Annotated in this window: 23 protein-coding genes; 16 read left to right on the top strand and 7 right to left on the bottom strand. The window is 63.3% G+C overall.

The window, feature by feature from the left end; all coding sequences use genetic code 11:
* Positions 1-58: 58 nt before the first annotated feature.
* From leuB to accD, 8 genes are all read left to right on the top strand, one after another.
* A complete protein-coding gene (gene leuB / locus QYQ99_RS06795) occupies positions 59-1,135 on the top strand; it encodes a 3-isopropylmalate dehydrogenase (protein ID WP_302091971.1) in 1,077 nt (358 codons plus the stop codon).
* 390 nt (positions 1,136-1,525) lie between these two features.
* Complete coding sequence (gene asd, locus QYQ99_RS06800) at positions 1,526-2,638, top strand: aspartate-semialdehyde dehydrogenase (protein WP_302091972.1); 1,113 nt, start codon at positions 1,526-1,528, stop codon at positions 2,636-2,638.
* Positions 2,639-3,006: 368 nt separating this feature from the next.
* Entirely contained in the window at positions 3,007-5,934 is a 2,928-nt protein-coding gene (locus QYQ99_RS06805; RefSeq protein WP_302091973.1) for a FimV/HubP family polar landmark protein, read from the top strand.
* A gap of 40 nt (positions 5,935-5,974) precedes the next feature.
* Positions 5,975-6,805 carry a tRNA pseudouridine(38-40) synthase TruA gene (truA, locus tag QYQ99_RS06810; RefSeq protein WP_034364957.1) on the top strand — a complete coding sequence of 277 codons (831 nt, stop codon included), beginning with the start codon at positions 5,975-5,977 and terminating at the stop codon, positions 6,803-6,805.
* Positions 6,806-6,847: 42 nt separating this feature from the next.
* Complete coding sequence (locus QYQ99_RS06815; protein WP_302093131.1) at positions 6,848-7,633, top strand: phosphoribosylanthranilate isomerase; 786 nt, start codon at positions 6,848-6,850, stop codon at positions 7,631-7,633.
* The gene (gene trpB, locus QYQ99_RS06820) at positions 7,558-8,850 is read left to right on the top strand and encodes a tryptophan synthase subunit beta (protein ID WP_302091974.1); all 1,293 of its coding nucleotides are present in this window, start codon (positions 7,558-7,560) and stop codon (positions 8,848-8,850) included. Before QYQ99_RS06815 ends, trpB begins: the two co-directional genes overlap by 76 nt.
* Complete coding sequence (gene trpA, locus QYQ99_RS06825; RefSeq protein ID WP_302091975.1) at positions 8,847-9,656, top strand: tryptophan synthase subunit alpha; 810 nt, start codon at positions 8,847-8,849, stop codon at positions 9,654-9,656. Before trpB ends, trpA begins: the two co-directional genes overlap by 4 nt.
* A 187-nt stretch (positions 9,657-9,843) precedes the next feature.
* Positions 9,844-10,719: an acetyl-CoA carboxylase, carboxyltransferase subunit beta gene (accD, locus tag QYQ99_RS06830; RefSeq protein WP_003076614.1), complete on the top strand. Its 876-nt coding sequence runs from the start codon at positions 9,844-9,846 to the stop codon at positions 10,717-10,719.
* Positions 10,720-10,893: 174 nt separating this feature from the next.
* Here the strand turns inward: accD and QYQ99_RS06835 are convergent, their stop codons facing one another.
* Positions 10,894-11,460 (bottom strand): YggT family protein, encoded by a 567-nt coding sequence (locus tag QYQ99_RS06835; protein ID WP_043371073.1) that lies wholly within the window; start codon positions 11,458-11,460, stop codon positions 10,894-10,896.
* 60 nt (positions 11,461-11,520) lie between these two features.
* Here QYQ99_RS06835 and QYQ99_RS06840 point away from each other — a divergent pair, with 60 nt between their 5' ends.
* From QYQ99_RS06840 to QYQ99_RS06870, 7 genes are all read left to right on the top strand, one after another.
* Positions 11,521-12,171, top strand: a complete 651-nt coding sequence (locus tag QYQ99_RS06840) for an LON peptidase substrate-binding domain-containing protein (protein WP_302091976.1) — start codon at positions 11,521-11,523, stop codon at positions 12,169-12,171.
* Positions 12,172-12,197: 26 nt separating this feature from the next.
* Entirely contained in the window at positions 12,198-12,431 is a 234-nt protein-coding gene (locus tag QYQ99_RS06845) for a hypothetical protein (protein WP_302091977.1), read from the top strand.
* Positions 12,424-13,968 carry a lysine--tRNA ligase gene (lysS, locus tag QYQ99_RS06850; RefSeq protein WP_302091978.1) on the top strand — a complete coding sequence of 515 codons (1,545 nt, stop codon included), beginning with the start codon at positions 12,424-12,426 and terminating at the stop codon, positions 13,966-13,968. Before QYQ99_RS06845 ends, lysS begins: the two co-directional genes overlap by 8 nt.
* Positions 13,969-14,148: 180 nt before the next feature.
* A complete protein-coding gene (locus tag QYQ99_RS06855) occupies positions 14,149-14,985 on the top strand; it encodes a class II glutamine amidotransferase (RefSeq protein ID WP_302091979.1) in 837 nt (278 codons plus the stop codon).
* A gap of 107 nt (positions 14,986-15,092) precedes the next feature.
* A complete protein-coding gene (locus tag QYQ99_RS06860) occupies positions 15,093-16,121 on the top strand; it encodes a hypothetical protein (protein WP_302091980.1) in 1,029 nt (342 codons plus the stop codon).
* 114 nt (positions 16,122-16,235) lie between these two features.
* Positions 16,236-17,294: a GGDEF domain-containing response regulator gene (locus tag QYQ99_RS06865; protein ID WP_302091981.1), complete on the top strand. Its 1,059-nt coding sequence runs from the start codon at positions 16,236-16,238 to the stop codon at positions 17,292-17,294.
* 98 nt (positions 17,295-17,392) lie between these two features.
* Positions 17,393-17,830, top strand: coding sequence for a hypothetical protein (locus QYQ99_RS06870; protein WP_302091982.1), 438 nt, complete (start codon positions 17,393-17,395; stop codon positions 17,828-17,830).
* A gap of 10 nt (positions 17,831-17,840) precedes the next feature.
* Here QYQ99_RS06870 and QYQ99_RS06875 read toward each other — a convergent pair whose 3' ends face one another.
* A complete protein-coding gene (locus tag QYQ99_RS06875; protein WP_302091983.1) occupies positions 17,841-18,023 on the bottom strand; it encodes a hypothetical protein in 183 nt (60 codons plus the stop codon).
* 144 nt (positions 18,024-18,167) lie between these two features.
* Here QYQ99_RS06875 and QYQ99_RS06880 point away from each other — a divergent pair, with 144 nt between their 5' ends.
* Positions 18,168-18,824: a mechanosensitive ion channel family protein gene (locus tag QYQ99_RS06880; protein WP_302091984.1), complete on the top strand. Its 657-nt coding sequence runs from the start codon at positions 18,168-18,170 to the stop codon at positions 18,822-18,824.
* A 61-nt stretch (positions 18,825-18,885) separates the two neighbouring features.
* On the opposite strand, the gene purT is transcribed toward QYQ99_RS06880, so the two are convergent.
* From purT to QYQ99_RS06905, 5 genes are all read right to left on the bottom strand, one after another.
* A complete protein-coding gene (purT, locus tag QYQ99_RS06885) occupies positions 18,886-20,103 on the bottom strand; it encodes a formate-dependent phosphoribosylglycinamide formyltransferase (protein WP_302091985.1) in 1,218 nt (405 codons plus the stop codon).
* Positions 20,104-20,236: 133 nt separating this feature from the next.
* Positions 20,237-20,590 carry a hypothetical protein gene (locus QYQ99_RS06890; RefSeq protein ID WP_302091986.1) on the bottom strand — a complete coding sequence of 118 codons (354 nt, stop codon included), beginning with the start codon at positions 20,588-20,590 and terminating at the stop codon, positions 20,237-20,239.
* 115 nt (positions 20,591-20,705) lie between these two features.
* Positions 20,706-21,176 carry a hypothetical protein gene (locus QYQ99_RS06895; protein ID WP_302091987.1) on the bottom strand — a complete coding sequence of 157 codons (471 nt, stop codon included), beginning with the start codon at positions 21,174-21,176 and terminating at the stop codon, positions 20,706-20,708.
* Between the two features lie 54 nt (positions 21,177-21,230).
* Positions 21,231-22,286, bottom strand: coding sequence for a 6-phosphofructokinase (locus tag QYQ99_RS06900; protein ID WP_302091988.1), 1,056 nt, complete (start codon positions 22,284-22,286; stop codon positions 21,231-21,233).
* 112 nt (positions 22,287-22,398) lie between these two features.
* Positions 22,399-24,180 (bottom strand): ABC transporter ATP-binding protein/permease, encoded by a 1,782-nt coding sequence (locus QYQ99_RS06905; RefSeq protein ID WP_302091989.1) that lies wholly within the window; start codon positions 24,178-24,180, stop codon positions 22,399-22,401.
* Positions 24,181-24,229 lie beyond the last annotated feature (49 nt).

Raw genomic sequence — 24,229 nt, forward strand, 5'->3', positions numbered from 1 at the left:
AATCTGAAATCTATGAATAACGAGCGCTGACAGCTATCAAATTAATCAAAGGAACATCATGAAGATTGCAGTTTTGCCCGGTGATGGCATCGGTCCCGAAATCGTCGCGGAAGCCGTCAAGGTGCTTGAGGCCCTGAATCTGGGTCTGGAGATGGAAACCGCTCCCGTGGGCGGCGCCGGCTACGAAGCTGCCGGCCACCCCCTGCCCCCCGCCACGCTGAAGCTGGCCCAGGAAGCCGACGCGATTCTGTTCGGTGCCGTGGGCGACTGGAAGTACGACACACTGGACCGCCCCCTGCGTCCCGAGCAGGCCATCCTCGGCCTGCGCAAGGCCCTGGGCCTGTTCGCCAACTTCCGTCCCGCCATCTGCTACAAGGAACTGACCCACGCCTCCAGCCTCAAGCCCGAGCTGGTGGCGGGCCTGGACATCCTGATCATCCGCGAGCTGACCGGCGACATCTACTTCGGCCAGCCACGCGGCCGCCGTGTGGCTCCCGATGGTCACTTCCCCGGTGCCGAGGAAGCCTTCGACACCATGCGCTACACCCGTCCCGAGATCGAGCGCATCGCCCATGTCGCCTTCCAGGCTGCCCAAAAGCGCAGCAAGCGCGTGACCAGCGTGGACAAGGCCAATGTGCTGGAAACCTTCCAGCTGTGGAAGGACGTGGTCACCGAAGTCGCCAAGCAGTACCCCGATGTGGCGCTGGACCACATGTACGTGGACAACGCCGCCATGCAGCTGGTCAAGGAGCCCAAGCGCTTCGACGTGGTGGTCACCGGCAATATGTTCGGCGACATCCTCTCCGACGAAGCCTCCATGCTGACCGGCTCCATCGGCATGCTGCCCAGCGCCAGCCTGAACGACAAGAAGCAAGGCCTGTACGAGCCCAGCCACGGCTCGGCCCCCGATATCGCCGGCAAGGGCATTGCCAATCCTCTGGCCACCATCCTCTCGGCCGCCATGATGCTGCGCTTCAGCCTGGGCCAGGAAGCAGCCGCCCTGAAGATCGAAGCCGCCGTGCAAAAGGTGCTGGCCGACGGCCTGCGCACCGCCGACATCTACAGCGAAGGCACGACCAAGGTCAGCACCCGTGAAATGGGCGATGCCGTGGTCAAGGCCCTGGCCGGCGTCTGAGAGCGTCATTACGATCCAGGCCTGGAAGCTGCTGATACCCCGCCACTGCCGCAAGGCGGTGGCTTGGGCTTGACGCATTTTTCGGCATCAAACAAACAAAACGTCAAAAATAAATCACTTATTTCGACGTTTTGACTAGAGTTTCAAGCGCTTTTAGTTCTTCAAGCTTGTGCTCTAGTCGCTAGAATGACAACTCTTATGTTTGCCGCACGCACCTTCGCTCCCGAGATCGTCACACCCGCAAAGCTTGCCGGTGTGAATGCGCGCGCAATCACGATTAAGACGATTACAGGCTGACCCAGCCCGGTTCGTCGCGCGCCCCCTCCGGCCCTGACGAGCCGGACGAATCAGTCTCAAGCTACTGTTTTCAAAACTGAAAGGGCGTTTCAAATGAGCAAGCAATTGGTAGGTTTGGTGGGCTGGCGCGGCATGGTCGGCTCCGTGCTGATGGATCGTATGCAGGCCGAAGGCGACTTCGCGCTGATCGAGCCCGTGTTCTTCTCCACCTCCAATGCCGGCGGCAAGGCTCCTGCCATGGCCACCGTGCACACCGAGCTGAAGGACGCCAACGACATCGCCGAGCTGTCCAAGTGCGACATCATCATCACCTGCCAGGGCGGCGACTACACCAAGGAAGTCTTCCCCAAGATCCGCGCTGCCGGCTGGAGTGGCCACTGGATTGACGCCGCCTCCTCGCTGCGCATGGAGAGCGACGCCGTCATCGTGCTCGACCCCGTCAACGACGACCTGATCCAGCAAAAGCTGGCCGCCGGCGGCAAGAACTGGATCGGTGGCAACTGCACCAACTCCATCCTGCTGATGGGTCTGGGCGGTCTGTTCAAGGCCGGTCTGGTGGAATGGGTCTCCTCCATGACCTACCAGGCCGCATCGGGCGGTGGCGCCAACCATATGCGCGAGCTGCTCAAGGGCATGGGCGTGGTGCACGCCGCCGTCGCCGACGAGCTGGCAACCCCTGCTTCGGCGATTCTGGAAATCGACCGCAAGGTAGCCCAGACCATCCGCGAAGATGTGCCCACCGAATTCTTCGGCGCGCCTCTGGCCGGCGGCCTGATCCCCTGGATCGACGCGCAGCTGCCCAACGGCCAGTCCAAGGAAGAATGGAAGGGCCAGGCCGAGGTCAACAAGATTCTCGGCACCGAAGCCACCATCCCCGTGGACGGCCTGTGCGTGCGCATTGGCGCCATGCGCTGCCACTCCCTGGCCCTGACCCTGAAGCTCAAGAAGGACCTGCCCCTGCAAGAGATCGAAGCTCTGATCAAGGGCGGCAACCCCTGGGTCAAGTTCGTGGCCAACGAGCGCGCCCTGACCGTCAAGGAGCTGACTCCCGCAGCGACCACAGGCGGCCTTGACGTTGCCGTGGGCCGCGTTCGCAAGCTCAATATGGGCCCTGAGTACGTTTCGGCCTTCGTGATCGGCGACCAGCTGCTGTGGGGCGCTGCCGAGCCGCTGCGCCGCATGCTGCGCATCCTGCTGGCTGCCTGATCTGCGCCACCAAGCCCGCAGCGGGCTTGATCCAGCGCAGCAAAGCGCCGCTCATCCGCGTGATGAGCGGCGCTTTTTTGCTTCCCAGACTCCGGGCTTGGGCGACAATTGCCCACCTATCCGGGCGAATGCAAACCGTCAGCAAACCTACATTAGGTTTCAGCTCGTTGCCAATCGACAACAATTGAGAGCCTTGCCGACCCTGCAATTGCTCACATTGCAATAGCGTCGTTGACAATGCAAACTGTGTCCGCCGGGCCGAGAGACCTTTGCCGCGTGCTGGAATTTCCAATTTTTATGTGCACCGCAGCCACAAACCCGATCAAGAACAAGAGGGCTGTAGGCTGCACGAATCAAGTCTGAGCCCTATGCAACGCTGGAAACTTTCTGCGCTCGCCGCAGCCTCCCTCGCACTGTCAAGCCTGCCGGCCACCGATGCATGGGCATTGGCACTGGGCCGCATCACGGTGCAGTCGGCTCTGGGCGAGCCCTTGCGTGCCGAGGTCGAGATCCCTCAACTCAGCGCTGCCGAGGCCGACAGCCTGCAGGCCGCTATCGCATCGCCAGCAGCATTCCGCGCCCAGGGCATGGAATTCACAGGCACGGCCAACTCGGTGCGCGTGCAGGTGCAAAAACGCGCCAATGGCTCGGCCGTGCTCAAGCTCAGCAGCTTTCAGCCGGTCAATGATCCCTTTGTCGACCTGGTAATCGATGCCAACTGGGCATCGGGCAAGCTGCAGCGCAACTACACCTTGCTGCTCGACCCCCCTGCAACGCGCCGCCCGGCCCCGACGCCCACGACCGCCGCCCAGGCCACGCCTGCCGTGGTGCCTGCGCCTGCACCTGCGCCTGTACGTCCCGCCGTGACTACACGCCCGGCGCCCGGCTCCGTCAACATGGCCGGTCGGGACCTGCGCAATGACCGCGATCACGATGAAGCGGCAACCAAGCCTCAGCAAAAGCGCCAGGCTGGCACTGCAGCGCCGGCTGGCAGCGGTGATGAAGTTCGCGTCAGGACAGGCGACACCGCAGGTCGCATTGCTGCGGCGCACAAACCAGCAGGCGTCTCGCTCGATCAGATGCTGGTCGCCATGCTGCGCAGCAACCCACAGGCCTTTGTCAATGGCAATATCAACCGCATGCGCAGCGGCGCGGTAATCCAGTTGCCCGATCAGGCAGCCGCCCAGGCCACCTCGGCCAAGGAAGCACGCCAGATCATGGCGGCCCAGTCTAAGGATTTCAACCAGTTCCGCCGTCAACTGGCTGGCGTGGCGCCTGTGGCCCCTGTGGAAGCAGCATCCCGCAGCGCGTCCGGCCAGGTTCAGGCCCATGTCGCAGATGCCAAGGCCGCCACCGCAGCTCCCGACAAGCTGACCCTGTCCAAGGGCTCCGTCAAGGGCGTGGCCGCCGATGAGCAAGTGGCCCAGCAAAAACAGGCCGCAGACCAATCTGCCCGCGCCGATGAGCTCAAACGCAATATGGCCGAGCTGAGCCAGATTGCGGCAGCCACCAAGCCCGCAGGTACGGCTGCCGCTCCCGCAGCAGGCACCCCGGCTGCCGCTGCGCCAGCGGCAAGCCCCACAGTCACAGTGCCCGCAGCCAGCACCGCCACTGCAGCAGCGCCCGCCCCCGCCGCGGCTGCTGATGCGGCTGCAACGCCTGCTACCCCAGCCACACCCGAGGCTGCGGCAGCCGATGCCGGCAAGCCAGGCGACACCACGCCTGCACCTGCTCCGGCCGAAGGCGAACCGGCACAGGCCGCAGCCGAGCCTGCCGCGCCGGCACCGGCACCGGCACCGCCCAAGCCTGTGGCGGCACCGGCCCCCATTCCCGAGGAGCCCAGCTTTATCGACAGCCTGATGGAAGACCCGACCATCCCGCTGGCTGGTGCAGCACTGCTGGCCCTGCTTCTGGGCTATGGCGGCTACCGTGTGTCCCAGCGTCGCAAAGCCGCTGCGGCAGGCGCGGACAGCATGCTGGGTGACAGCCAGCTGTCGGCGGACTCCTTCTTCGGCGCCAGCGGCGGCCAGCGCGTGGACACCACGACCAGCAGCAGCCAGATGTCGGGCCAGTCCATGCAGTACTCTCCCAGCCAGCTCGACGCCGGCGATGTGGACCCGCTGGCCGAAGCCGATGTGTACCTGGCCTACGGCCGCGACCTGCAGGCAGAGGAAATTCTCAAGGAAGCGCTGCGCACCGACCCCAACCGTCTGGTGCTGCACCAGAAGCTGGCTGAAATCTATGCCAAGCGCCATGACCGCATGGCCTACGCATCAGTGGCCAACAACGTCTTTGCCCTGACCCAGGGCAAGGGCCCCGAATGGCAGCGACTGGCCGATCAGGGCCGTATCCTGGATCCGGAAAATCTGACCTACCAGATGGGCGGCGCCCCCCAGCCCCAAGCAGGCGCAGCGGCTGCACCCAACACCTTCAACCCCACCGCTCCATCGACCGCCTTGCAAGGCGGCGTGGGCGCCGCCTTGGGCTTCGGCTCGGCATTGGCTGCTGCACAGGCCGCCGAAGCCGCGGCCAGCCGCGAAGGTCCTCCCACGGAGCCCGCCGGCCTGGACTTCGACATGGATCTGGAACTGCCAGCAGGCCTGCCCGACACTGCGGCCAGCGCAGCGCCTGTGGCCTCTGAACCCGTCTCCTTGCCCAACGAACAGGACTTCGCAGCACTGGCACAGTGGGACACTCCTGCGGCCCCTTCCGCAGAGCCGGCAGTTGCAACCGCAGACAATGGCCTGAGCCTGGATCTCGATGATCTGGCCTCGTTCAGCCTGCCCGCCACGGCATCTCAAGCTCCGGCCCCAGTCGCAGCTCCCGCGCCCGCCGAGCAAAACTCTCTGAATGCGCTCGAGTTCGACCTCGACAGCTTCACCCTGCCTTTGCAGACACCGCCCGAGCCGGACGGCGGACTGGAAACAGCACCGCTGAACCTATCCTCCAGCCTGGAGACACTGGACGAAGTGCAAGGTGCCGAAGCCCTGACCCTGCAGCAGCCAGCCCAGGAGAGCGACAGCCCCGCCGCCACCGCTCCTGCACAACCCGAGGTAACTTTCGACCTCAGCGGCCTGTCGCTGGATCTGGGCACATCCGATATCGCCACGCCGATCGATGCCGTGCCAGCCCCCTCCGAACCCGAAGACCCGCTGGCCACCAAGCTGGCCCTGGCCGAAGAGTTCAATGCCATCGGCGACAGCGACGGTGCGCGTACACTGATCGAGGAAGTGATCGCCGAAGCCCATGGCGATCTCAAGGCCAAGGCCCACAGCCTTCTCTCTCAGATTGGTTGATTGATTTGATGCATTCAGACCCCGCGCCGGGAGCCATGCCATGCGCATAGCTCTTGGCGTCAGCTACAACGGTCAGGCCTATCGCGGCTGGCAAAGCCAGCCCGATGGCAACACCGTACAAGACAAACTCGAAGCGGCCCTGGGCCGCTTTGCTACTCAAGAAGTCTCCACCATCTGCGCCGGTCGCACCGATTCCGGTGTGCACGGCCTGATGCAGGTCGTGCACTTTGACACCGAGTTGCAGCGCGCGCCCAACTCCTGGGTACGAGGCACCAACACCTTCTTGCCCAAGGACATCGCCGTGCAATGGGCGGCCGAGGTCGCTGACGGCCCGGATGGCTTCCATTCCCGGGCCTGCGCCACCGCACGCCGCTATGCCTATGTTCTGCTGCAATCGCCCGTGCGCCCCAGCGTTGACCAGGGCCGGGTGGGCTGGGTGTTTCAGGCTCTGGATGCGCAGCGCATGCGCGCAGCCGCCGATCTGTTGCTGGGCGAGCATGATTTTTCGTCCTTTCGCGCCGCAGGCTGCCAGGCCAAGAGCCCGGTCAAGACCCTGCGCCGCATCGACATCCACTACCGCCCCGCAGGACAGGCGCCCATGCGCGACGCGCAGATGGAATGCGGCTACTGGCGCTTCGAGTTCGAGGGCAGCGCCTTTTTGCACCACATGATCCGCAACATCATGGGTTGCCTGATCTACGTGGGCCAGGGCTCCAAGCCCGTGGAGTGGATGCAGCAGGTGCTGGAGGCACGCTCGCGCGAGGTGGCAGCCCCCACCTTCTCCCCTGACGGGCTGTACTTTCTCGGCCCCATTTACGATACACGCTGGGGCCTGCCTGTAGACACTCCCCCGTTTGCCTGGCTGCCCTGAGCGGCCAAGCACCATCGATTGCTGCAACGCCAGAGACTTGCCATGTCTTCCATTGCCCCCCGCACCCGCATCAAAATCTGCGGCCTGACCCGCGAGCAGGATGTCGACGCTGCAGTGGCCGCCGGAGCCGATGCCGTCGGCTTTGTGCTCTATGCACCAAGCCCGCGCGCCGTGACGCTGCAACGCGCGGCCGAGCTGGCTCGGCGACTGCCGCCCTTTGTCACACCTGTTTTGCTCTTTGTGAATGAAACAGCTACCAATGTGATAGCAGCCTGCGACCGAATATCAAACGCCTGCGTGCAATTTCATGGCGATGAAACGGCAGCGGATTGCGAGGCCGCCACCCGGGGCGTGCAGCCCTGGTTGCGCGCGGCGCGCATACCCCTTGGAGACGATGCGGCCCAGTTTGACCTCGTAGAATATGCCCAACGTTATTCAAAGGCCCAAGCCATCCTGCTCGACGCCCATGTCGATGGTTATGGTGGCGGCGGCAAGGCATTCAATTGGTCACTTCTGCCAACAAGCGTCAACTCTCACCTCGTTTTGTCTGGTGGACTCACGCCTGCAAACGTGACCGATGGCATCTTGCAAGTGCGCCCTCGCGGGTTGTCTCTGGCCGTTGATGTGAGCTCTGGAGTCGAGGCCGAAGGTCCCGACGGCAAGCCTCTCAAAGGCATCAAGGATGCCCACAAGATTCATCGCTTCATTGCTGCCGTACGCGCAGCTGATGCCCAAATTTTGCAGACTGACACATGTTTGAATACCAGTATCCCGACGTCCACGGCCATTTCGGCCGCTACGGCGGCAGCTTCGCCAGCGAAACCCTGACTCACGCCCTCACCGAGCTGCGTGAGGCCTACGCAAGGTATCAGAACGACCCCGAATTCGTCGCCGAATTCCAGTCCGAGCTGGCCCACTATGTAGGCCGCCCCTCGCCCGTCTATCACGCCTCGCGCATGAGCCGTGAAATGGGCGGTGCGCAGATCTATCTGAAGCGCGAGGACCTCAACCACACAGGCGCGCACAAGATCAACAATGTGATCGGCCAGGCCATGCTCGCCAAGCGCATGGGCAAGCCGCGCATCATTGCCGAGACGGGTGCCGGCCAGCACGGCGTGGCCACGGCCACCATCTGCGCGCGTTACGGCCTCGAGTGCATCGTCTACATGGGTGCCGAGGACGTGAAGCGCCAAAGCCCCAATGTCTACCGCATGAAGCTGCTGGGTGCGACCGTGGTGCCTGTCGAGTCCGGCAGCAAGACCCTGAAGGACGCGCTCAACGAAGCCATGCGCGACTGGGTGGCCAATGTGGACAACACCTTCTACATCATCGGTACCGTGGCCGGCCCCCACCCCTACCCCATGATGGTGCGCGACTTCCAGAAGGTCATCGGCGACGAATGCCTGACGCAGATGCCAGAGTTCCTGGGCGCCGACAAGCAGCCCGACGCGGTGGTTGCCTGCGTGGGCGGCGGCAGCAATGCCATGGGCATCTTCTACCCCTATATCCCCTACGAAGACACCCAGCTGTTCGGCGTGGAAGCGGCTGGCGAAGGCCTGGAATCCGGCAAGCACTCGGCCTCGCTGCAAAAAGGCAGCTCGGGCGTGCTGCACGGCAACCGCACCTTCATCCTGCAGGATGAAAACGGCCAGATCACAGAGACTCACTCGGTGAGCGCCGGCCTGGATTACCCCGGCGTAGGCCCCGAACATGCCTGGCTGCAGGAAATCGGCCGCGCCCAGTACGTGGGCATCACCGACCAGGAAGCGCTGGACGCCTTCCACTACCTGTGCCGCGCCGAAGGCATCATCCCGGCCCTGGAGTCCAGCCACGCCGTGGCCTATGCCATGAAGCTGGCCAAGACCATGCGCGCCGAGCAGTCCATTCTCGTCAACCTCTCCGGCCGCGGCGACAAGGACATCGGCACCGTGGCCGACCTGTCGGGTGCCGAATACTTCGACCGCCCCTCCATGCGCGGTCTCACCGTCAAGGGCGCTCCCGGACATGATGCAGCCAAGGCTGCCTCAGGGGGCAACAAGTTATGAGTCGAATCACCGCCACTTTCAGCAAGCTCAAGGAAGAAGGCCGCAAGGCCTTGATTCCCTATGTGACTGCAGGATTCCCGTTTGCCGCCATCACCCCGCCCCTCATGCACGGCATGGTGGAAGCCGGTGCCGACGTGATCGAGCTGGGCGTGCCCTTCTCCGACCCCATGGCCGACGGCCCCACCATCCAGCGCGCAGGCGACAAGGCCATCGCCAACGGCGTGGGTCTGAGCCAGGTGCTGGCCTATGTGGCCGAGTTCCGCAAAAAGGACCAGACCACGCCCGTGGTCCTCATGGGCTATGCCAACCCCTTGGAGCGCTACGACCAGATCCATGGCGAAGATGCCTTCGTCAACCATGCCGCCGCAGCCGGCGTCGATGGCGTGCTGATCGTGGACTATCCGCCCGAGGAATGCGAGGAGTTCGCCGCCAAGCTCAAGGCCCGCGACATGGACCTGATCTTCCTGCTGGCGCCCACCAGCACGGACGAGCGCATGCAACAGGTGGCCCGCGTGGCCAGCGGCTACGTCTACTATGTCTCGCTCAAGGGCGTGACCGGTTCGGGCGCTCTGGACACCTCGGCCGTGGAGGCCATGCTGCCGCGCATTCGCCAGCATGTCAGCGTTCCCGTGGGCGTGGGTTTCGGCATTCGCGATGCCCAGACCGCACAGACCGTGGGCCAGGTGGCCGATGCCGTCATCATCGGCAGCCGCATCATTGACCTGCTCGACAACCAGCCCCACGAGAAGATCGTGCCTTTGGCAATAGACTTTCTGCGTGGTGTGCGAAAGGCTCTCGACGCATAATGCAGCCCTGAAATCAGCCACCCCCTGAGCGGCTTTGCCGCTTCCCCCTTGAAGGGGGACGACAGCCTCGCAGCGGGGCGGCCCTTGCTCGCTGTCCCTGACCGGGATTGCGCCAGTGCCTGCGCCGCGCCGCTCTCATGGGTTGCGGGTGGCGCGCAGTGCAGTGGAAACTGAAAAGGAAATAACCATGTCCTGGCTTGAAAAACTTCTGCCTGCAAAAATCCAGCAGACCAATCCGACGGAACGCCACCAGCAGATTCCCGAAGGTCTGTGGATCAAGTGCCCCAGCTGCGAAACCGTTCTGTACAAGACCGATCTGGAAAAGAACCAGAACGTCTGCCCGACCTGCGGCCACCACCACCGCATCGGTGCGCGTGCGCGTCTGAACCATTTCCTCGACGCCGAAGGCCGCTATGAACTGGCCCAGGAAGTCATTCCTGTCGACCCGCTGAAATTCAAGGACAGCCGCAAGTACCCAGAGCGTCTGAAGGAAGCGCTGGAGAACACCGGCGAGACCGACGCACTGATCGTCATGGGCGGCTCCGTCAAGAGCATCAATGTGGTCGTGGCCTGCTTCGAGTTCGACTTCATGGGCGGCTCCATGGGCTCCGTGGTCGGCGAACGCTTTGTGCGCGGCGTGGAAACCGCCATCGAGCAGAAAGTGCCCTTCATCTGCTTCACCGCCACCGGCGGTGCCCGCATGCAGGAAGGCCTGCTGTCGCTGATGCAAATGGCCAAGACCAATGCTGCGCTGACACGTCTGGCCAAGAAGGGCCTGCCCTATATCTCCGTGCTGACCGACCCGACCATGGGCGGTGTGTCCGCCGGCTTCGCCTTCGTGGGCGACATCGTGATCGCCGAGCCCAAGGCCCTGATCGGCTTTGCCGGCCCTCGCGTGATCGAAACCACCGTGCGTGTGAAGCTGCCCGAGGGCTTCCAGCGCGCCGAATTCCTGCAGGACAAGGGCGCCGTGGACATGATCGTCGACCGCCGCGAGCTGCGTGATCGCATCTCCAGCTCTCTGGCCATGCTGCAACGCCTGCCTGCGGACGCCGTGGAATAAGCACCGGCCGACCCCAAGCAAAAAGGCTGACGCAGCATTCATCTGCGTCAGCCTTTTTTGTCGGCTTTCATGCCTCGGGACATTCACAAAGCACCTCGGAGCAGGCTCTGGAATTGACGAGGTTTCATCCGCCAACCTCAAGGCGGCGCAGCTTTGCCGGCCCGGGAAGCGCCCCTAGCGCACACCGGCAATCATGGACAGGCCGCCAGCCTGGACATAGTTGAGCACCATCAGCAGCACCTGCAGGCCGATCAGGGCAATCAGCGCCGAAAAGTCCACATTGCCTATCAGGGGCACCACCTTGCGTATCGGTGCCACCAGCGGATCGGCCAGGCGCTGCAGCACGCCATAGATGGGGGAATAGGGCTGAACCCAGGACAGGATGGCGTAGATCAGCAAGATGCCCATCATGCCGGACAGGATGACCTTGACCAGTCCGCAAAAAGCCAGCCATGGCAGCGCCAGCACCGATCCCTTGGCACCGAGCAGCAGCCAGATCAGCAGCACCTGCGCCAGTTGCAGCAGCAAGGCAGCAATCAGGCTGGACTTGTCCCAGCGGCCCTTGGCCGGAACGACCTTGCGCAACGGCATGACGATCCAGTCGCTCAGCGCAAAGACCAGCTGCCCCACGGGATTGCCAAACGGCACACGTTGCGCCTGCATGTACATGCGCAGCAGGCAGGCCCCGCTGATCAACCCGACGACGACATCCAGCAGAAACAAAACGATTTCAAACAGCATGTGACCCAATTCAGAAAACAGTGAGCAACTCACCTATTCATGGGATGATAGCCGGGCATCATGACCGATACGCAAAGTCTGCATTCCCTGCCCCTGTTCCCGCTGAACACGGTGCTGTTTCCTGAAGGCCTGTTGAGTCTGCAGGTCTTTGAGGTGCGTTATCTGGACATGATCCGCAGATGCCAGCATGCCGACGCTCCTTTCGGCGTGGTGGCGCTGCAGGCGGGTCAGGAAGTGCGCAAGGCAGGCGCCCAGACCGAGCGCCTGCACTCCGAAGGCGTGCTGGCCCGTATTGCCCAGCTCAATTCGCCCCAGCCCGGGCTGATGCATCTGCAATGCCGGGGCGCCCAGCGCTTTCACATCCAGCGCTGCTGGCAACTGCCGCATGGCCTGTGGGTGGCCGATGTCACCATGCTGCCCGATGACCCCAAGGTCACCGTTCCCAAGCATTTGCTCAGCACCTCCTATGCGCTGGCTCAGGCCTTGCTGAACCTGCACGACCACGACCCCGATCACGCCCAGCTGCCCACACCGGCGCAGATGCACGACTGCGCCTGGGTGGCCAATCGCTGGGCCGAGATGCTGCCCCTGGCGCTGCGGATCAAGCAGCAGCTGATGACGCTGGATGCCCCGCTGCTGCGGCTGGAGCTGATCGCCGATGTGCTGGAGCAAAGCGGCATTACCGGATCGGCCCCGCAGGACGATGCCTGAAATCGCCTGTAATCGCCTGAATCCCTTTGCTGACAATCGATCAAAGCTACTTTTTCAATAGCATAAAACTGACATTGTTGGCTGCGGCCCGAGCCATTGAGGCCGCATACCGCAGCGCCCGTCAGCGCTTTGCCCGCCCGCCTACCGCTGCTTCGGCAAAAAACTTAAAATCACCGGTTTCGGGCAGCAGCCATCTTTGCTGCCCCTTGTTTCTGGCCTCCATCCGGCGCTTGTCGCTGGCGCTCTCTTTTCATGACTGAACAAAACACCTCTTCTGCGGTAGAAAACACCGCCCCTCAGGACGAAAACAAACTCATCGCCGAGCGCCGCGAAAAACTCAAAGCCCTGCGCGAGTCTTCCAAGGCCCATGGCGGCGTCGCTTTCCCCAACGACTTCAAGCCCGAGCATCGCGCAGCTGCCCTGATCGCCGAGCACGGCGACAAGGATGCCGAAGCCCTGGACGCCGCTGCCGTGGCTGTCAGCGTGGCGGGCCGCATGATGCTCAAGCGCGTGATGGGCAAGGCCAGCTTTGCCACCGTGCAGGACGCCACGGGCCGCATCCAGGCCTATGTCACCCGCGATGCCGTGGGCGAAGAGGTCTATGCCGACTTCAAGAAGTGGGATCTGGGCGACATCATCGCTGTCGAAGGTCAGCTGATGAAGACCAAGACCGGCGAGCTGTCGATCAAGGCCGCGAAAATCCGCCTGCTCACCAAGAGCCTGCGCCCCATGCCCGACAAGTTCCACGGCATGGCCGACCTGGAGCAGAAGGTGCGCCAGCGCTATGTGGACCTGATGACCGACGAAGAAGCGCGCAAGCGCTTCGTGGCGCGCAGCAAGGCGGTGGCCGGCATCCGCGACTTCATGGTCGAGCACGGCTTCCTGGAAGTCGAGACCCCCATGCTGCACCCCATCCCCGGCGGTGCCAATGCCAAGCCCTTCATCACCCACCACAACGCGCTGGATCAGGAGATGTACCTGCGCATCGCGCCCGAGCTGTATCTCAAGCGCCTGATCGTCGGCGGCTTCGAGCGCGTGTTCGAGATCAACCGCAACTTCCGCAACGAAGGCATCTCGGTGCGCCACAACCCCGAGTTCACCATGATGGAGTTCTACGCGGCCTACTGGAACTACCAGGACCTGATGGACTACACCGAAAAGCTGATCCGCGACGCGGCCATCAAGGCCGTGGGCACGCTGGAGTTGAGCTACGGCGGCAAGCCCGTGGATCTGGCCAAGCCCTTCGAGCGCCTGACCATCCCCGAAGCCATCGTCAAGTACACCGAAGCTGGCGACAACGTGGCCAACCGCGAATGGCTGACCAATGCCCTGAAGAAGCTGGGCATGAAGGAAGACAAGGACAAGCTGTCCACCCGCACCCTGGCCAGCCTGCAGGTGCTGTACTTCGAAGAGGTGGTGGAAGAGAAGCTGTGGAACCCCACCTTCATCATGGAGCACCCCACCGAGATCTCTCCGCTGGCGCGTGCCAACGACGAGCGTCCCGAAGTGACCGAGCGCTTCGAGCTCTACATCACCGGCCGCGAATTCGGCAACGGCTTCTCCGAGCTCAATGACGCCGAAGACCAGGCTGCCCGCTTCAATGCCCAGGTGGAAGCCAAGGACGGCGGCGACGACGAAGCCATGTACTTCGACCACGACTTTGTGCGCGCCCTCGAGTACGGCATGCCCCCCACCGGCGGCTGCGGCATCGGTATCGACCGCTTCATGATGCTGCTGACCGACAGCGCCAGCATCCGTGACGTGATTCTGTTCCCGGCCCTGCGCCGCGAGCAGTAAGTCTGAAATTGATAGCTTTTAGCGCTTGACTGCCTTGGTTTTCAGATACTTTCATTACTGAAAGCAAAGCAGAGCAAGCGCTACTAGCTATTAAAAAATCAGCAAAAAACCGGTATTGCCCCGGTGGTGCCTGGTGCCGATAGGATGAATCCTCGGTTCCATGTCCACAAGGAGAGCGCCATGTGTCGTTGGCTGGCCTATACCGGCAATCCTGTTTCCCTGGAAACAATGCTGTTCCACGCACGCCATTCGCTGATCGACCAAAGCCTGCATTCGAGATTTGGAGCGACGACGACCAATGGCGATGGCTTCGGACTGGGCTGGTACCAGCACCCGCGCGACATGCCTTTTCGCTATCGCAGCACCCAGCCGGCCTGGCACGATCACAACCTGCGCGAGCTGTCGCGCGCCGTGTCGACGCCCATGTTTCTTGCGCATGTTCGCGCGGCAACGCATACGCCGGTGCAGGAGACCAACTGCCATCCCTTCCGCCACCGGCGCTGGATGTTCATGCACAACGGCATGATCGAGGACTTTCCCCTGGTACGGCGCGATCTGCTCATGGCCATCGATCCGCAGTTCTTCACCTCGCTGGAAGGCTCGACGGACTCGGAGACCATGTTCCTTCTGGCCATGAGTTTCGGGCTGGAGCACAGTCCTGCGCCGGCCATCGCGCGCATGGCGGGTTTTGTCGAGGCCACGGCGCGCAGGCATGGGATCGCTCACCCGCTGAGCATGACCGTGTGTGCCAGCGATGGCGAGCAACTGGTGGCCGTGCGCTACGCGAGCGAAGGCCAGTCGCCGCGCTCGCTCTATCACAGCACCTCCTTCAAGCATCTTCACGCGCTTTACCCCGACGACCCGCGCATCGCGGCCGTTGGTGACGATGCGTATTTGATCGTGTCCGAACCGCTGGTCGATCTGCCGCAGGCCTGGGCACAGGTGCCCGAGTCGACGGCGATCGTCGTGCGTGGCACGCAGATCGAATACCTGCCATTCGCACCCATTCAAGCCTGAGGGCGTGCTCAGCCACGCAAGCCAAAGCCCGGCGCAAGCTCATCCAATCGCCGTCGGCCATCTGGCCAGCGACTGTGGCATCAGCCCCATGGCTATACTGGCCCACCATGCATATCCCTCAATACTGGGCGCAAGCGCGGCTGCGCCATGCAACCGGCCAACGCCACGGCGCGACCGTCCAGCGTTGGGGCTGGTCCGACCACAGCCAGCAGGAAGCAGATAACCATGCGCAGCAACGAGCCCAGCAAGCGCTGGACGCCGTGCTGGCCGCCCCCACGCAACGCCACCTCGATGCGGGGTTCGAGCGCATGGAGTGGCGTGGTGAATACGGGCTGGAAGGCGGCACGCCCATTCGCGAAGAGGTGCTGGAGCGGCGTGATGAATCCGTCATGACCCGCAACAGCTATGGCGCACATTGCCTGAATACGGAGAACGTGGCCATTGCCGACATCGACTTTCCGCTTCAGAAAAAGCCCGCCCGATTTCCTCTCATCTCGTCGCTGCTGCTGGCCCTGGCCCTGCCCTGGCTGTGGGTGACCCCGCTGACCTGGAGTCTGGGGGCGGCACTGTTGATGCTGCTGCTGGCCAGCATCGGCCTGGTCTTCTGGTCGGGCCTGAAGCAATGGCTGCAGTCCCGCCAGGCGCAGCGCAGCCAGGCCCGGCAGCCACCGCCTGCCGAAATCGCGCTGGCAAGGGTTCAGGCCTTCTGCGCCGACCATCCCGACTGGGGCCTGCGCGTCTACGAAACGCCCAAGGGCTTGCGCGTCATCGTCACCCACGCCACATTCAGCCCATCTTCCCCCGAGGTGCAGACACTTTTCCAGCGGCTTGAGGTCGACCCGCTGTATGCCATGCTGTGCCATCAGCAGCAGTGCTTTCGCGCCCGCGTCAGCGGCAAGCCCTGGCGCATGGGCTTGAGCAGCCTGTCCACCCAGGAAAGACGCTGGCCCCTGCCTGAGGCCCACCGGGCTGCACGCCAGCAGTGGGTGTCCGACTATGAGGCCAAATCGGCACGGTTCGCGGCCTGCCGCTTCATCGATCAGCTGGGCGCGACGACGCTGTGCTCAGCGGCCCAGACTTTTGTCATCTGGCACGATGAAAGCAGCAAGGCGCACTCCACTCTGGAATTGGCCTGAGTATCTCCGTGACCATTCGCAAAGCCTGTTGCTCGAAACCGGCGTATAAAGTAACCATATATTTCCCCGGAACATGCCTGAACTACAGATGCGTCCGCCCCTGATCTTCCTCCCATGACAGCTCTGCCATCTTCTGCATCAGCTTTGTCTGCCATCGAATCCAGCGGTGCACGGTTCTCGTCGCCCGATTCCGCGACGCCGTTCTCCGTGCTGGTCGTCGAGGATCAGGCCGTCATGCGCGCTGCTCTGGTGACGGAACTTCGCCAGGCCGGCGTGACCCAGGTGCTGGAAGCCGAAAACGGCCGCACCGCGCTGGCACTGTTTCGCAGCGAAAGGCCCGACCTGGTGCTGCTGGACATCCGCCTGCCCGGCGAAGACGGCTACTGGGTCGCGCGCCAGCTGCGCGAGGCCGAGCCCGGCGAGTGGACACCCATCATCTTTCTCTCCGGCCTGGACAACGATCTGGACGTCTGGCGCGGTATTGAGGCGGGCGGCGACGACTATCTGGTCAAACCCGTCAAACCCATTGTGCTGGTCGCCAAGCTGCGCGCCATGCGCCGCCTGCTGGACATGCGCCGTCGCTTGGTCACGGTCTCTGCGGAGCTGCATCTGGCGAATCAAAAGCTCAACGAAATGGTGGAGCTCGATGCGCTCACGGGCCTGGTCAATCGCCGAGGCCTCGATCGCATGCTGCATGCCGAAATTGCTGCGGCAAGGCGCGAGAGCAGGCCGCTGACGCTGATGCTTTGCGACCTTGATCACTTCAAGCACTTCAACGATAACTACGGCCATGTCCAGGGCGACGAATGCCTCAAGCAGGTCGGGCGTCTGCTGCGCGAAGTCTGCGTGCGCCCGCGCGACATCGCCGCACGTTACGGCGGTGAAGAATTTGCCCTGATCCTGCCCAATACCCCGCGTTCCGGTTCGATGACATTCGCCCGTGCGCTTGGCCAAATGCTCAAGTTCCTCAAGGTTCGCCCGCCAGGAACCACCGAGGATATTCCGCTGACCCTCTCCGGCGGCATTACCACCTGCATTCCCGACGAGCACACCAGCGCCGAATCCATGCTGATGCGAGCCGACGAAGCCCTGTACGCCGCCAAATCGCAAGGGCGCAACCGCTTCTTCAGCTTCGAGATGCAGATGGACACCATAGAGCAAAGACAGATCTAGCAGTCCGGATATGTCCACGAGCTGATGATAGCCAACGCACGACGCGCCCGTCGCTGCTGCCTGCTGTCATGATGCATGACGTTCATTGGAGCTTTTTCATGTCTGCCCGCATCGCCTCTGCTGCCTTCCTGCTGTCCGCGTTGCTGAGCCCTCCGGTCATGGCAGGCGAACGCCAATGGACCGTGCTGTCCAGCGGCGATGGCGCCGACACCCATGAACGCTGGCAGGTAAGCGGGACGCGGTTGCGAACGCTTCCCGCCTTCGACCCGGCGCGCGCCGAGCCGCCGCTGTCGGTGCATCAAGCAACGGCGGCCGCGCTGGCCCACGCGCACCTGCGCTATCCCAGCGATGACTTCGTGGTTTCCGAGGTTAGCCTGCTGCGGTTTACCACCGAAGGCGCTGCAGCGCAGGGCGAGGATGCAGCGCGCGGCTGGGTGTACCTGGTCGGCCTTGACTACAACGCCAAGGGCTGGACCCAGATGGTGCCGGTGCTGCTGGATGGCAGCATCGTGCTGAGCGACAAAGAGCAATTGTAGGCACGGGGCCTTACGCAGACACGTCGACCTGCGCGCGCATCCGTACCGGAATGGATTTCGCCGTTGGCGTGCCGCTGATCCGGTCGTAGTAGTCCAGCGGCAGCAGGGGGTTGAGCTCCGGGTAGTAGCCCGCCAGCGCCCCGCGCGGCATCGGGTAGTCAAGCACGGTCAGGCCTTCGATTCGCCGCGTCACGCCTAGCAGTCCACCAAGCAGCGTTGCGGCACAGCCTTGCCGATCGACACTTATCAGCGCTGCGCTCAAGAGACGCTAGGATTGGCGCATTGTCCTGTCGGTCCTTCGGGACTGACCTCTGCCGTTTTTCTCGAGTGACTGGTTATGCGTCGTCTTCAAATGCGCCTGCCCGATTGGATGCAGGACTGGCTTGAAATCCTGATTCCCGGGATTCAGATCTTTCTCATCATCCTGGTGGCCTGGCTGATCAACTGGCTCATCAAGCGCATCATCTCGCGCGCAGGCAAGGCCTATGACCTGCCTCATGAGCTGCTCATGCCACTGCGCGGCGTGTTTCGCTGGATCATCATCGCCGCCGCCGTGCTGGCGATTCTGGAGCGCCTGGGCATGTCGGCCACCGTTCTCTGGACGGCTTTCACCGGCTTTGCCACCGTGGGCGCCGTTGCCTTCTTCGCAGCCTGGAGCGTGCTCTCCAACCTGTTCTGCGCGCTGCTGATCGTCACCGTCGGCCCATTCAGGCTGGGCGACTATATCGAGGTGCTCGACACGGCCGAGAAACCTGGGGCCAAGGGCCGCGTGATCGACCTCAACATGCTCTACATCACCTTGCAGGATGACAGCGCGCCGGCTGGCATGCCCAATCTGCTGCAGATTCCCAACTCACTGATCTTCCAGCGCGTCATTCGCCGCTGGAAAGGCGGCATGCCGATGGTGACGGAGAACACTCCGGCCACCAGCCAGGAGGAAGCCTGCGCCGTGGCCATCACCACGCCTGGCGGCAGCGCCGCTGCCTCGGGCTGAGAGCGGCTGATACCCGGCCTCCATGCAAAAGGGCTTACTGAGAAGCCCTTTTTTGACTCCCTCAAGGCAGACGCGGCCTGACCTTGCTGGCAGCCAGCTTGGCATTCAAGCGGGCCTGCTCCACATCGCTGGCGCGCGCCAGGGCCACGCCCATGCGGCGCTTGACAAAGCTCTCGGGCTTGCCGAAGAGGCGCAGATCGGTGCCGGGCACGGCCAGGGCTTGCTCCACGCCATCAAACACCAGGCCTTCGGCATCCTGACCGCCATAGATCACGGCACTGGCACCGGGGTTGCGCAGGCTGGCATCCACAGGCAGACCCAGAATCGCGCGGGCATGCAGCTCGAACTCGCTTTGCCACTGCGTGCACAGCGTCACCAAGCCTGTGTCATGAGGGCGTGGCGAGACTTCGCTGAACCAGACCTGCTCGCCCTTCACAAACAGTTCCACGCCAAACAGCCCCAGGCCGCTCAGGTCGTCGGTGACGGCCTTGGCAATCTGGCGCGACTTCTCCAGCGCGGCAGGGTGCATGGGGTGGGGCTGCCAGCTTTCCACATAGTCGCCGGCCTGCTGGACATGGCCCACGGGGTCGCAGAAATGGGTTTCGATCTGACCATCCGCACCCTTGGCGCGCACGGTCAGCTGGGTGATTTCGTAATCGAAGTCGATAAAGCCTTCGACGATCACGCGGCCCTTGGCCACACGGCCGCCAGCCATGGCGTAATCCCAGGCCTTGGCCACATCGGCCGGGCCGTCGATCTTGCTCTGGCCCTTGCCCGAGCTGCTCATCACGGGCTTGACCACACAGGGGTAGCCGATGGCGGGCTGGCCGTCGCTGCCCTCGATCGCGGCTTGCAGCTCGGCCAGGGAGTCGCAGAAACGATAGGGACTGGTGGGCAGGCCCAGGGTCTCGGCGGCCAGCCGGCGAATACCTTCGCGGTCCATGGTCAGACGCGCGGCGCGGGCTGTGGGAATGCAGGTGATGACGCCTGCTGCCTCCAGCTCTTCCAGCATGGGCGTGGCAATGGCTTCTATCTCGGGCACGACCAGATCGGGTTTGACCTCTTCGATCAGCGCCTTGAGCTGGGCCGGATCGCTCATGGTGATGGTGCGCGCATGGTGGGCCACCTGCTGGCCAGGCGCGTTTTCATAGCGGTCCACGGCGATGGTTTCCACGCCCAGGCGCTGCAGGGCAATCAGCACTTCCTTGCCCAGCTCGCCGCTGCCCAGCAGCATGACTTTGGTGGCATTGGGGGAGAGAGGGGTTCCTAGGGTGGTCATGGTTGCATCCTGCATATATGGGGCCAAGCCCCCGATCATAGGCGAGCAGGCAAGCCTCTCTGGGCTGCAGCTTGGCAATTCGGGCCGCTTTCAGCGCCGACCGATGCAGCGCATGACGCAGCGGATGGAAGATTCAGTGCGGCATCGGCGAGTAATGCTCGATGCGGCAGGCGCCGCGATTCTTGCATTGCCCGTCCAGATAGCGAAAGCGTACCGTCACGGCAGCACCGGGGCTGGGCCACTGCTTGCGCGGCAACTCGCTTTGATAGTCCGCCGTTTCGGGCCTGAAGCTCAGCGCCGTGCCCGGTTGCGGACATTCGGCATCACCCCTGGCCTTGGCTTCGAGCACGCGGGTCTGCAGCGCACGGCCACCGCTTTGCTTTTCTCGCACCTGCACCTTGAGATCGCAGATCTGCCAGTCTGCAGCCTGGGCGGCAGCGGCGCAGGCTGTCAAAGCCGCCGCGATCAGAATTCGAAATAGAGTCATCTGCCTACCTGCAAGTGAGTGGTGTTCATGGACCTGCATCTCTATCAAATCGATAGCATCAATCGCTTTAATAAAAGTGGATTAAGGCCAATTTCATGAAAATCTCCGGTGGCCATCAATGCGTCAGACCGACAGCCTTGCCGCCACGCTGCGGAATGCTTCCCGCGTCGAACTTCATCTCGGCAGTCCAGACCGCATCGTCCCAGACCCAGGGGCTGCTGGCCTGCTCCAGGCCGAGCACATGCACGCCGCTCAAGTCCTTGACGCGCTCCTTGAGCCAGTCGATCTGATCGCTGCGCACAAACACCAGGCAGGCGATCTCCCAGTCAGGCTGCGTGATGCCCAGGCCGTGCAGCTGCGACAGCAGCGGCGCATACCATTTCTCGACCCGCTCGTTGAGACGGTTGACCAGCGCCAGCGGATAGCCGGAGGCCGATACCTCGACCACATAGACCTGGCGACGAGCCGGGCGCAATGCCACGAAAGCCGGACATTGCCAGCCATCGGCCACCTCGTACTTGGGGGCCACAAAAGTCTCACCGTTGGCCGTGAGCAGCTGCATCACGGCCTCTTCATGTCGGTCCATGCTCAATTTCTCCGGCGCGCCGAAAGTGCGCGCAGGCTCACACCTTAGCGCAGCTCAGGCCTCGCCGAAGCAAATTCCGATATCGCGCGCCATGGTCAGCAGCGGGCTGTCCAGCGGCACGGTGCGCTGGGTATTGGCCACATCGGCAATCGCCACACTGCCGATGCGGCCGTTCTGCAGCGTGACCATATGGCCCAGGCGGCCGCCCAGCACCAGCTGCGCCGCATGGTGGCCGAACTGCGTGGCCAGCACCCGGTCAAACGGAGTCGGATCGCCGCCGCGCTGCACATGGCCCAGCACCGTGGTGCGCACCTCGCTCTGGAGATGGGGTTGCAGGCGCTCGCGCAGCACATGGCCGACGCCGCCCAGGCGCACGGGGTCGGGACTGTGTGAAATCCGCTCGCGCACCGTCAGGCTCTGGCCGCTTTCCTTGGCCCCCTCGCCGATGCAGATGATGGTGTAGCGCTGACGCCGCTCGCGCTCCTGGCAAACCTTGATGATGGACTGCAGGTCATAATCGATCTCGGGCAGCAAAATGATGTCGGCAGCACCGGCAATGCCGGACTCCAGCGCCAGCCAGCCCGCGTGGCGACCCATGGTCTCGACGATCATCACGCGGTGGTGGCTCATGGCCGTGCTCTCGATGCGGCGCAGGCTTTCGGTCACCGTGGCCACGGCCGTATCGAAGCCGAAGCTGCGCTCGCAGTTGGCAATGTCGTTATCGATGGTCTTGGGCACGCCCACGCATTGCAGTCCCACCTGCGCCAGACCGTGGGCCAGACTCATGGTGCCGTCGCCGCCGATGGCGACCACCACATCCAGTCCCAGCGCCTTGACGTTGCGCCCCACCTGGGCCAGCGTGGCCGCATCGCGCAGCGGGTTGGCGCTATTGCTGGTGCCCAGGATCGTGCCGCCGACATGCAAAATGCCGCTGACTTCGTCCCAACTCAGCGCTCTGACCCGCGGGCTTGCATCCATCAGCCCTTCAAAGCCGTCGGCAATGCCCAGCACCTCGCACTGGCCATGGTTGATCAGGGACTTGGTGACCGCACGGATCACCGCATTGAGGCCGGGGCAATCGCCGCCACCGGTCAGCACACCAACGCGCATGGGCTCGCTCTCCAAAGATTCTCGAATGCACATCATCCCACGAGAAAGCCGCGGCCAAAGCCTCGCAGGCCTGCACTGCGGTTGAGACTGCTTGTCCTCGAACCTGCCTGCTTCAGCAGCTCCCTGCAGGGCCGGCCTCCCGGATCCCTTGCTGCGGCGAAAGCAGCCAGCGGGCCGTGTGGAACTGCGTCACGCTGTCGCGGTGGGCCACCGAGACCAGTGCCCCGCCTCTGCTTTGCACCAGCTGCACCAGCCGGCTGTAGATCTGCGCTTCGGCGGCATTGTCCAGCGCGCTCGTGGCCTCGTCCGCAAACACCCAGGCCGGACGCTTGAGCAGGACCCGCGCCACGGACAGCCGCTGCTGTTCGCCTCCCGACAGGCTGCTGTTCCAGGCCCCCTGGCTGTCCAGCCGCTCCTGCAGCTGCGGCAGCTGCGCTTCGCGCAAGACCTGCTTGAGCTCAGCGTCGCTGTAGCTTGCCGCCGGCTCCGGATAGGCCAGGGCATCGCGCAGGCTGCCGTCGGCAAAATAGGGGCGCTGAGGAATGAACATCGCGTCCAGAGGCCGCTCCACCTGACCTCGCGCATAGGGCCAGATGCCCGCAAACGCCCGCAGCAAGGTGGACTTTCCGCTGCCCGAAGGCCCGCTGATCAGCAGCCTCTGGCCCGGGCGTATCTGAAGCTCGGCGTCCGCCACGATAGGGCTGCCTGCGGGCAGGGACACATCGAGAGCCCGGGTCTGCAACTGGGTCGACGCTGCAAGCTGCACGCCCACCGGATGCTCCTCCTGCTCGCGCAGACTCTCGTCAAAACCGGCCAGACGCAAGGTCGTGGCCCGCCAGGCCGCGATATCGGAGTAGTTGTTGACAATCCAGCTCAGCGAGTCCTGCACCTGATTGAAGGCCGAGCCTATCTGCATGAGCTGACCCAACTGGATGGCGCCACTGAAAAAGCGGGGTGCGGCAATGATGAAGGGAAAGACCACGGCCGCCTGGCCGAAGAAATTGGTAAACCATCCCAGACTCTTCTGTTTCTTGATCAGGTTCAGGTAGTTGCCCAGGGCATCGCCAAAACGCAGGCCGATCTGCGCGCCCTCCACGCGCTCGCCGCCGTCCAGGGCGATGGCTTCGGCATGCTCGCGCACGCGGATCAGGTGGTGGCGGAAATTGGCCTCCAGCTGCTGCTGGCGGCTGTTGAGCCAGACCTGGGGTTTGCCGATCCAGAAGGTGATGGCACTGCCGACCAGGCAATACAGCACCGCCATCCAGACCATGAAGCCGGAAACCTGCAGCTGCCCGCCGCCGAACAGGGCAGGCAGACCGATATCGACGACGGAACTCAGGCTCCACAGAATGCCGACGAAGCTCACAAAGGTGACGGCCGCATTCAGCAGCCCCATGGACAGCGACACGGTATAGGTGGTGAAGAGATTCAGGTCCTCCTGAATCCGCTGGTCGGGGTTGTCGGGGGCCTTGGCATTGCCTTCCACGCCATAGCGCCCCAGCTCCAGCCGGTAGAACGCCTTGGCCGACAACCAGCGCTGCAACATGTGCTCGGTCAGCCAGCGCCGCCAGTTGAGCTGCAGCAACTGCGTCAGATAGAACTTGTAGACCGCGATGACGATATAGACCAGGGCCAGCCAGAGAAAGCGCCATAGCTGCTGCCAGAACACCTCGGCCTGCTTGTTCTGCAATGCGTCATAGAACACCCGGTTCCATTCATTGATCTGCACCAGCATGAACACCGCTGCGAGATTGAGGCCCACGATGGCGGCCAGCAGCCCCCAGGCCTTCCATTTCTCCTCGGACTGGAAATAGGGCCGGGTCAGGGAAAAGGCCTGACGCAGCACTCCCGGTCGGTGTTTGCGGGACTCAGGTCCCGAAATCTTCGAATTCATGCAGGCTTTCGGTGATTCTTGAACAACTGGCACGGCACTGATGTCGCTG

Origin of the sequence: Comamonas testosteroni (genome assembly GCF_030505195.1) — a bacterium.
In the GTDB taxonomy this organism is placed as follows: Bacteria; Pseudomonadota; Gammaproteobacteria; order Burkholderiales; family Burkholderiaceae_C; genus Comamonas; species Comamonas testosteroni_G.

Coding starts and splice junctions, on each gene's coding strand:
- leuB (WP_302091971.1), top strand. CDS start 59: ATGAAGATTGCAGTTTTGCCCGGTGATGGCATCGGTCCCGAAATCGTC.
- asd (WP_302091972.1), top strand. CDS start 1,526: ATGAGCAAGCAATTGGTAGGTTTGGTGGGCTGGCGCGGCATGGTCGGC.
- QYQ99_RS06805 (WP_302091973.1), top strand. CDS start 3,007: ATGCAACGCTGGAAACTTTCTGCGCTCGCCGCAGCCTCCCTCGCACTG.
- truA (WP_034364957.1), top strand. CDS start 5,975: ATGCGCATAGCTCTTGGCGTCAGCTACAACGGTCAGGCCTATCGCGGC.
- QYQ99_RS06815 (WP_302093131.1), top strand. CDS start 6,848: ATGTCTTCCATTGCCCCCCGCACCCGCATCAAAATCTGCGGCCTGACC.
- trpB (WP_302091974.1), top strand. CDS start 7,558: ATGTTTGAATACCAGTATCCCGACGTCCACGGCCATTTCGGCCGCTAC.
- trpA (WP_302091975.1), top strand. CDS start 8,847: ATGAGTCGAATCACCGCCACTTTCAGCAAGCTCAAGGAAGAAGGCCGC.
- accD (WP_003076614.1), top strand. CDS start 9,844: ATGTCCTGGCTTGAAAAACTTCTGCCTGCAAAAATCCAGCAGACCAAT.
- QYQ99_RS06835 (WP_043371073.1), bottom strand. CDS start 11,460: ATGCTGTTTGAAATCGTTTTGTTTCTGCTGGATGTCGTCGTCGGGTTG.
- QYQ99_RS06840 (WP_302091976.1), top strand. CDS start 11,521: ATGACCGATACGCAAAGTCTGCATTCCCTGCCCCTGTTCCCGCTGAAC.
- lysS (WP_302091978.1), top strand. CDS start 12,424: ATGACTGAACAAAACACCTCTTCTGCGGTAGAAAACACCGCCCCTCAG.
- QYQ99_RS06855 (WP_302091979.1), top strand. CDS start 14,149: ATGTGTCGTTGGCTGGCCTATACCGGCAATCCTGTTTCCCTGGAAACA.
- QYQ99_RS06860 (WP_302091980.1), top strand. CDS start 15,093: ATGCATATCCCTCAATACTGGGCGCAAGCGCGGCTGCGCCATGCAACC.
- QYQ99_RS06865 (WP_302091981.1), top strand. CDS start 16,236: ATGACAGCTCTGCCATCTTCTGCATCAGCTTTGTCTGCCATCGAATCC.
- QYQ99_RS06870 (WP_302091982.1), top strand. CDS start 17,393: ATGTCTGCCCGCATCGCCTCTGCTGCCTTCCTGCTGTCCGCGTTGCTG.
- QYQ99_RS06880 (WP_302091984.1), top strand. CDS start 18,168: ATGCGTCGTCTTCAAATGCGCCTGCCCGATTGGATGCAGGACTGGCTT.
- purT (WP_302091985.1), bottom strand. CDS start 20,103: ATGACCACCCTAGGAACCCCTCTCTCCCCCAATGCCACCAAAGTCATG.
- QYQ99_RS06890 (WP_302091986.1), bottom strand. CDS start 20,590: ATGACTCTATTTCGAATTCTGATCGCGGCGGCTTTGACAGCCTGCGCC.
- QYQ99_RS06895 (WP_302091987.1), bottom strand. CDS start 21,176: ATGGACCGACATGAAGAGGCCGTGATGCAGCTGCTCACGGCCAACGGT.
- QYQ99_RS06900 (WP_302091988.1), bottom strand. CDS start 22,286: ATGCGCGTTGGTGTGCTGACCGGTGGCGGCGATTGCCCCGGCCTCAAT.
- QYQ99_RS06905 (WP_302091989.1), bottom strand. CDS start 24,180: ATGAATTCGAAGATTTCGGGACCTGAGTCCCGCAAACACCGACCGGGA.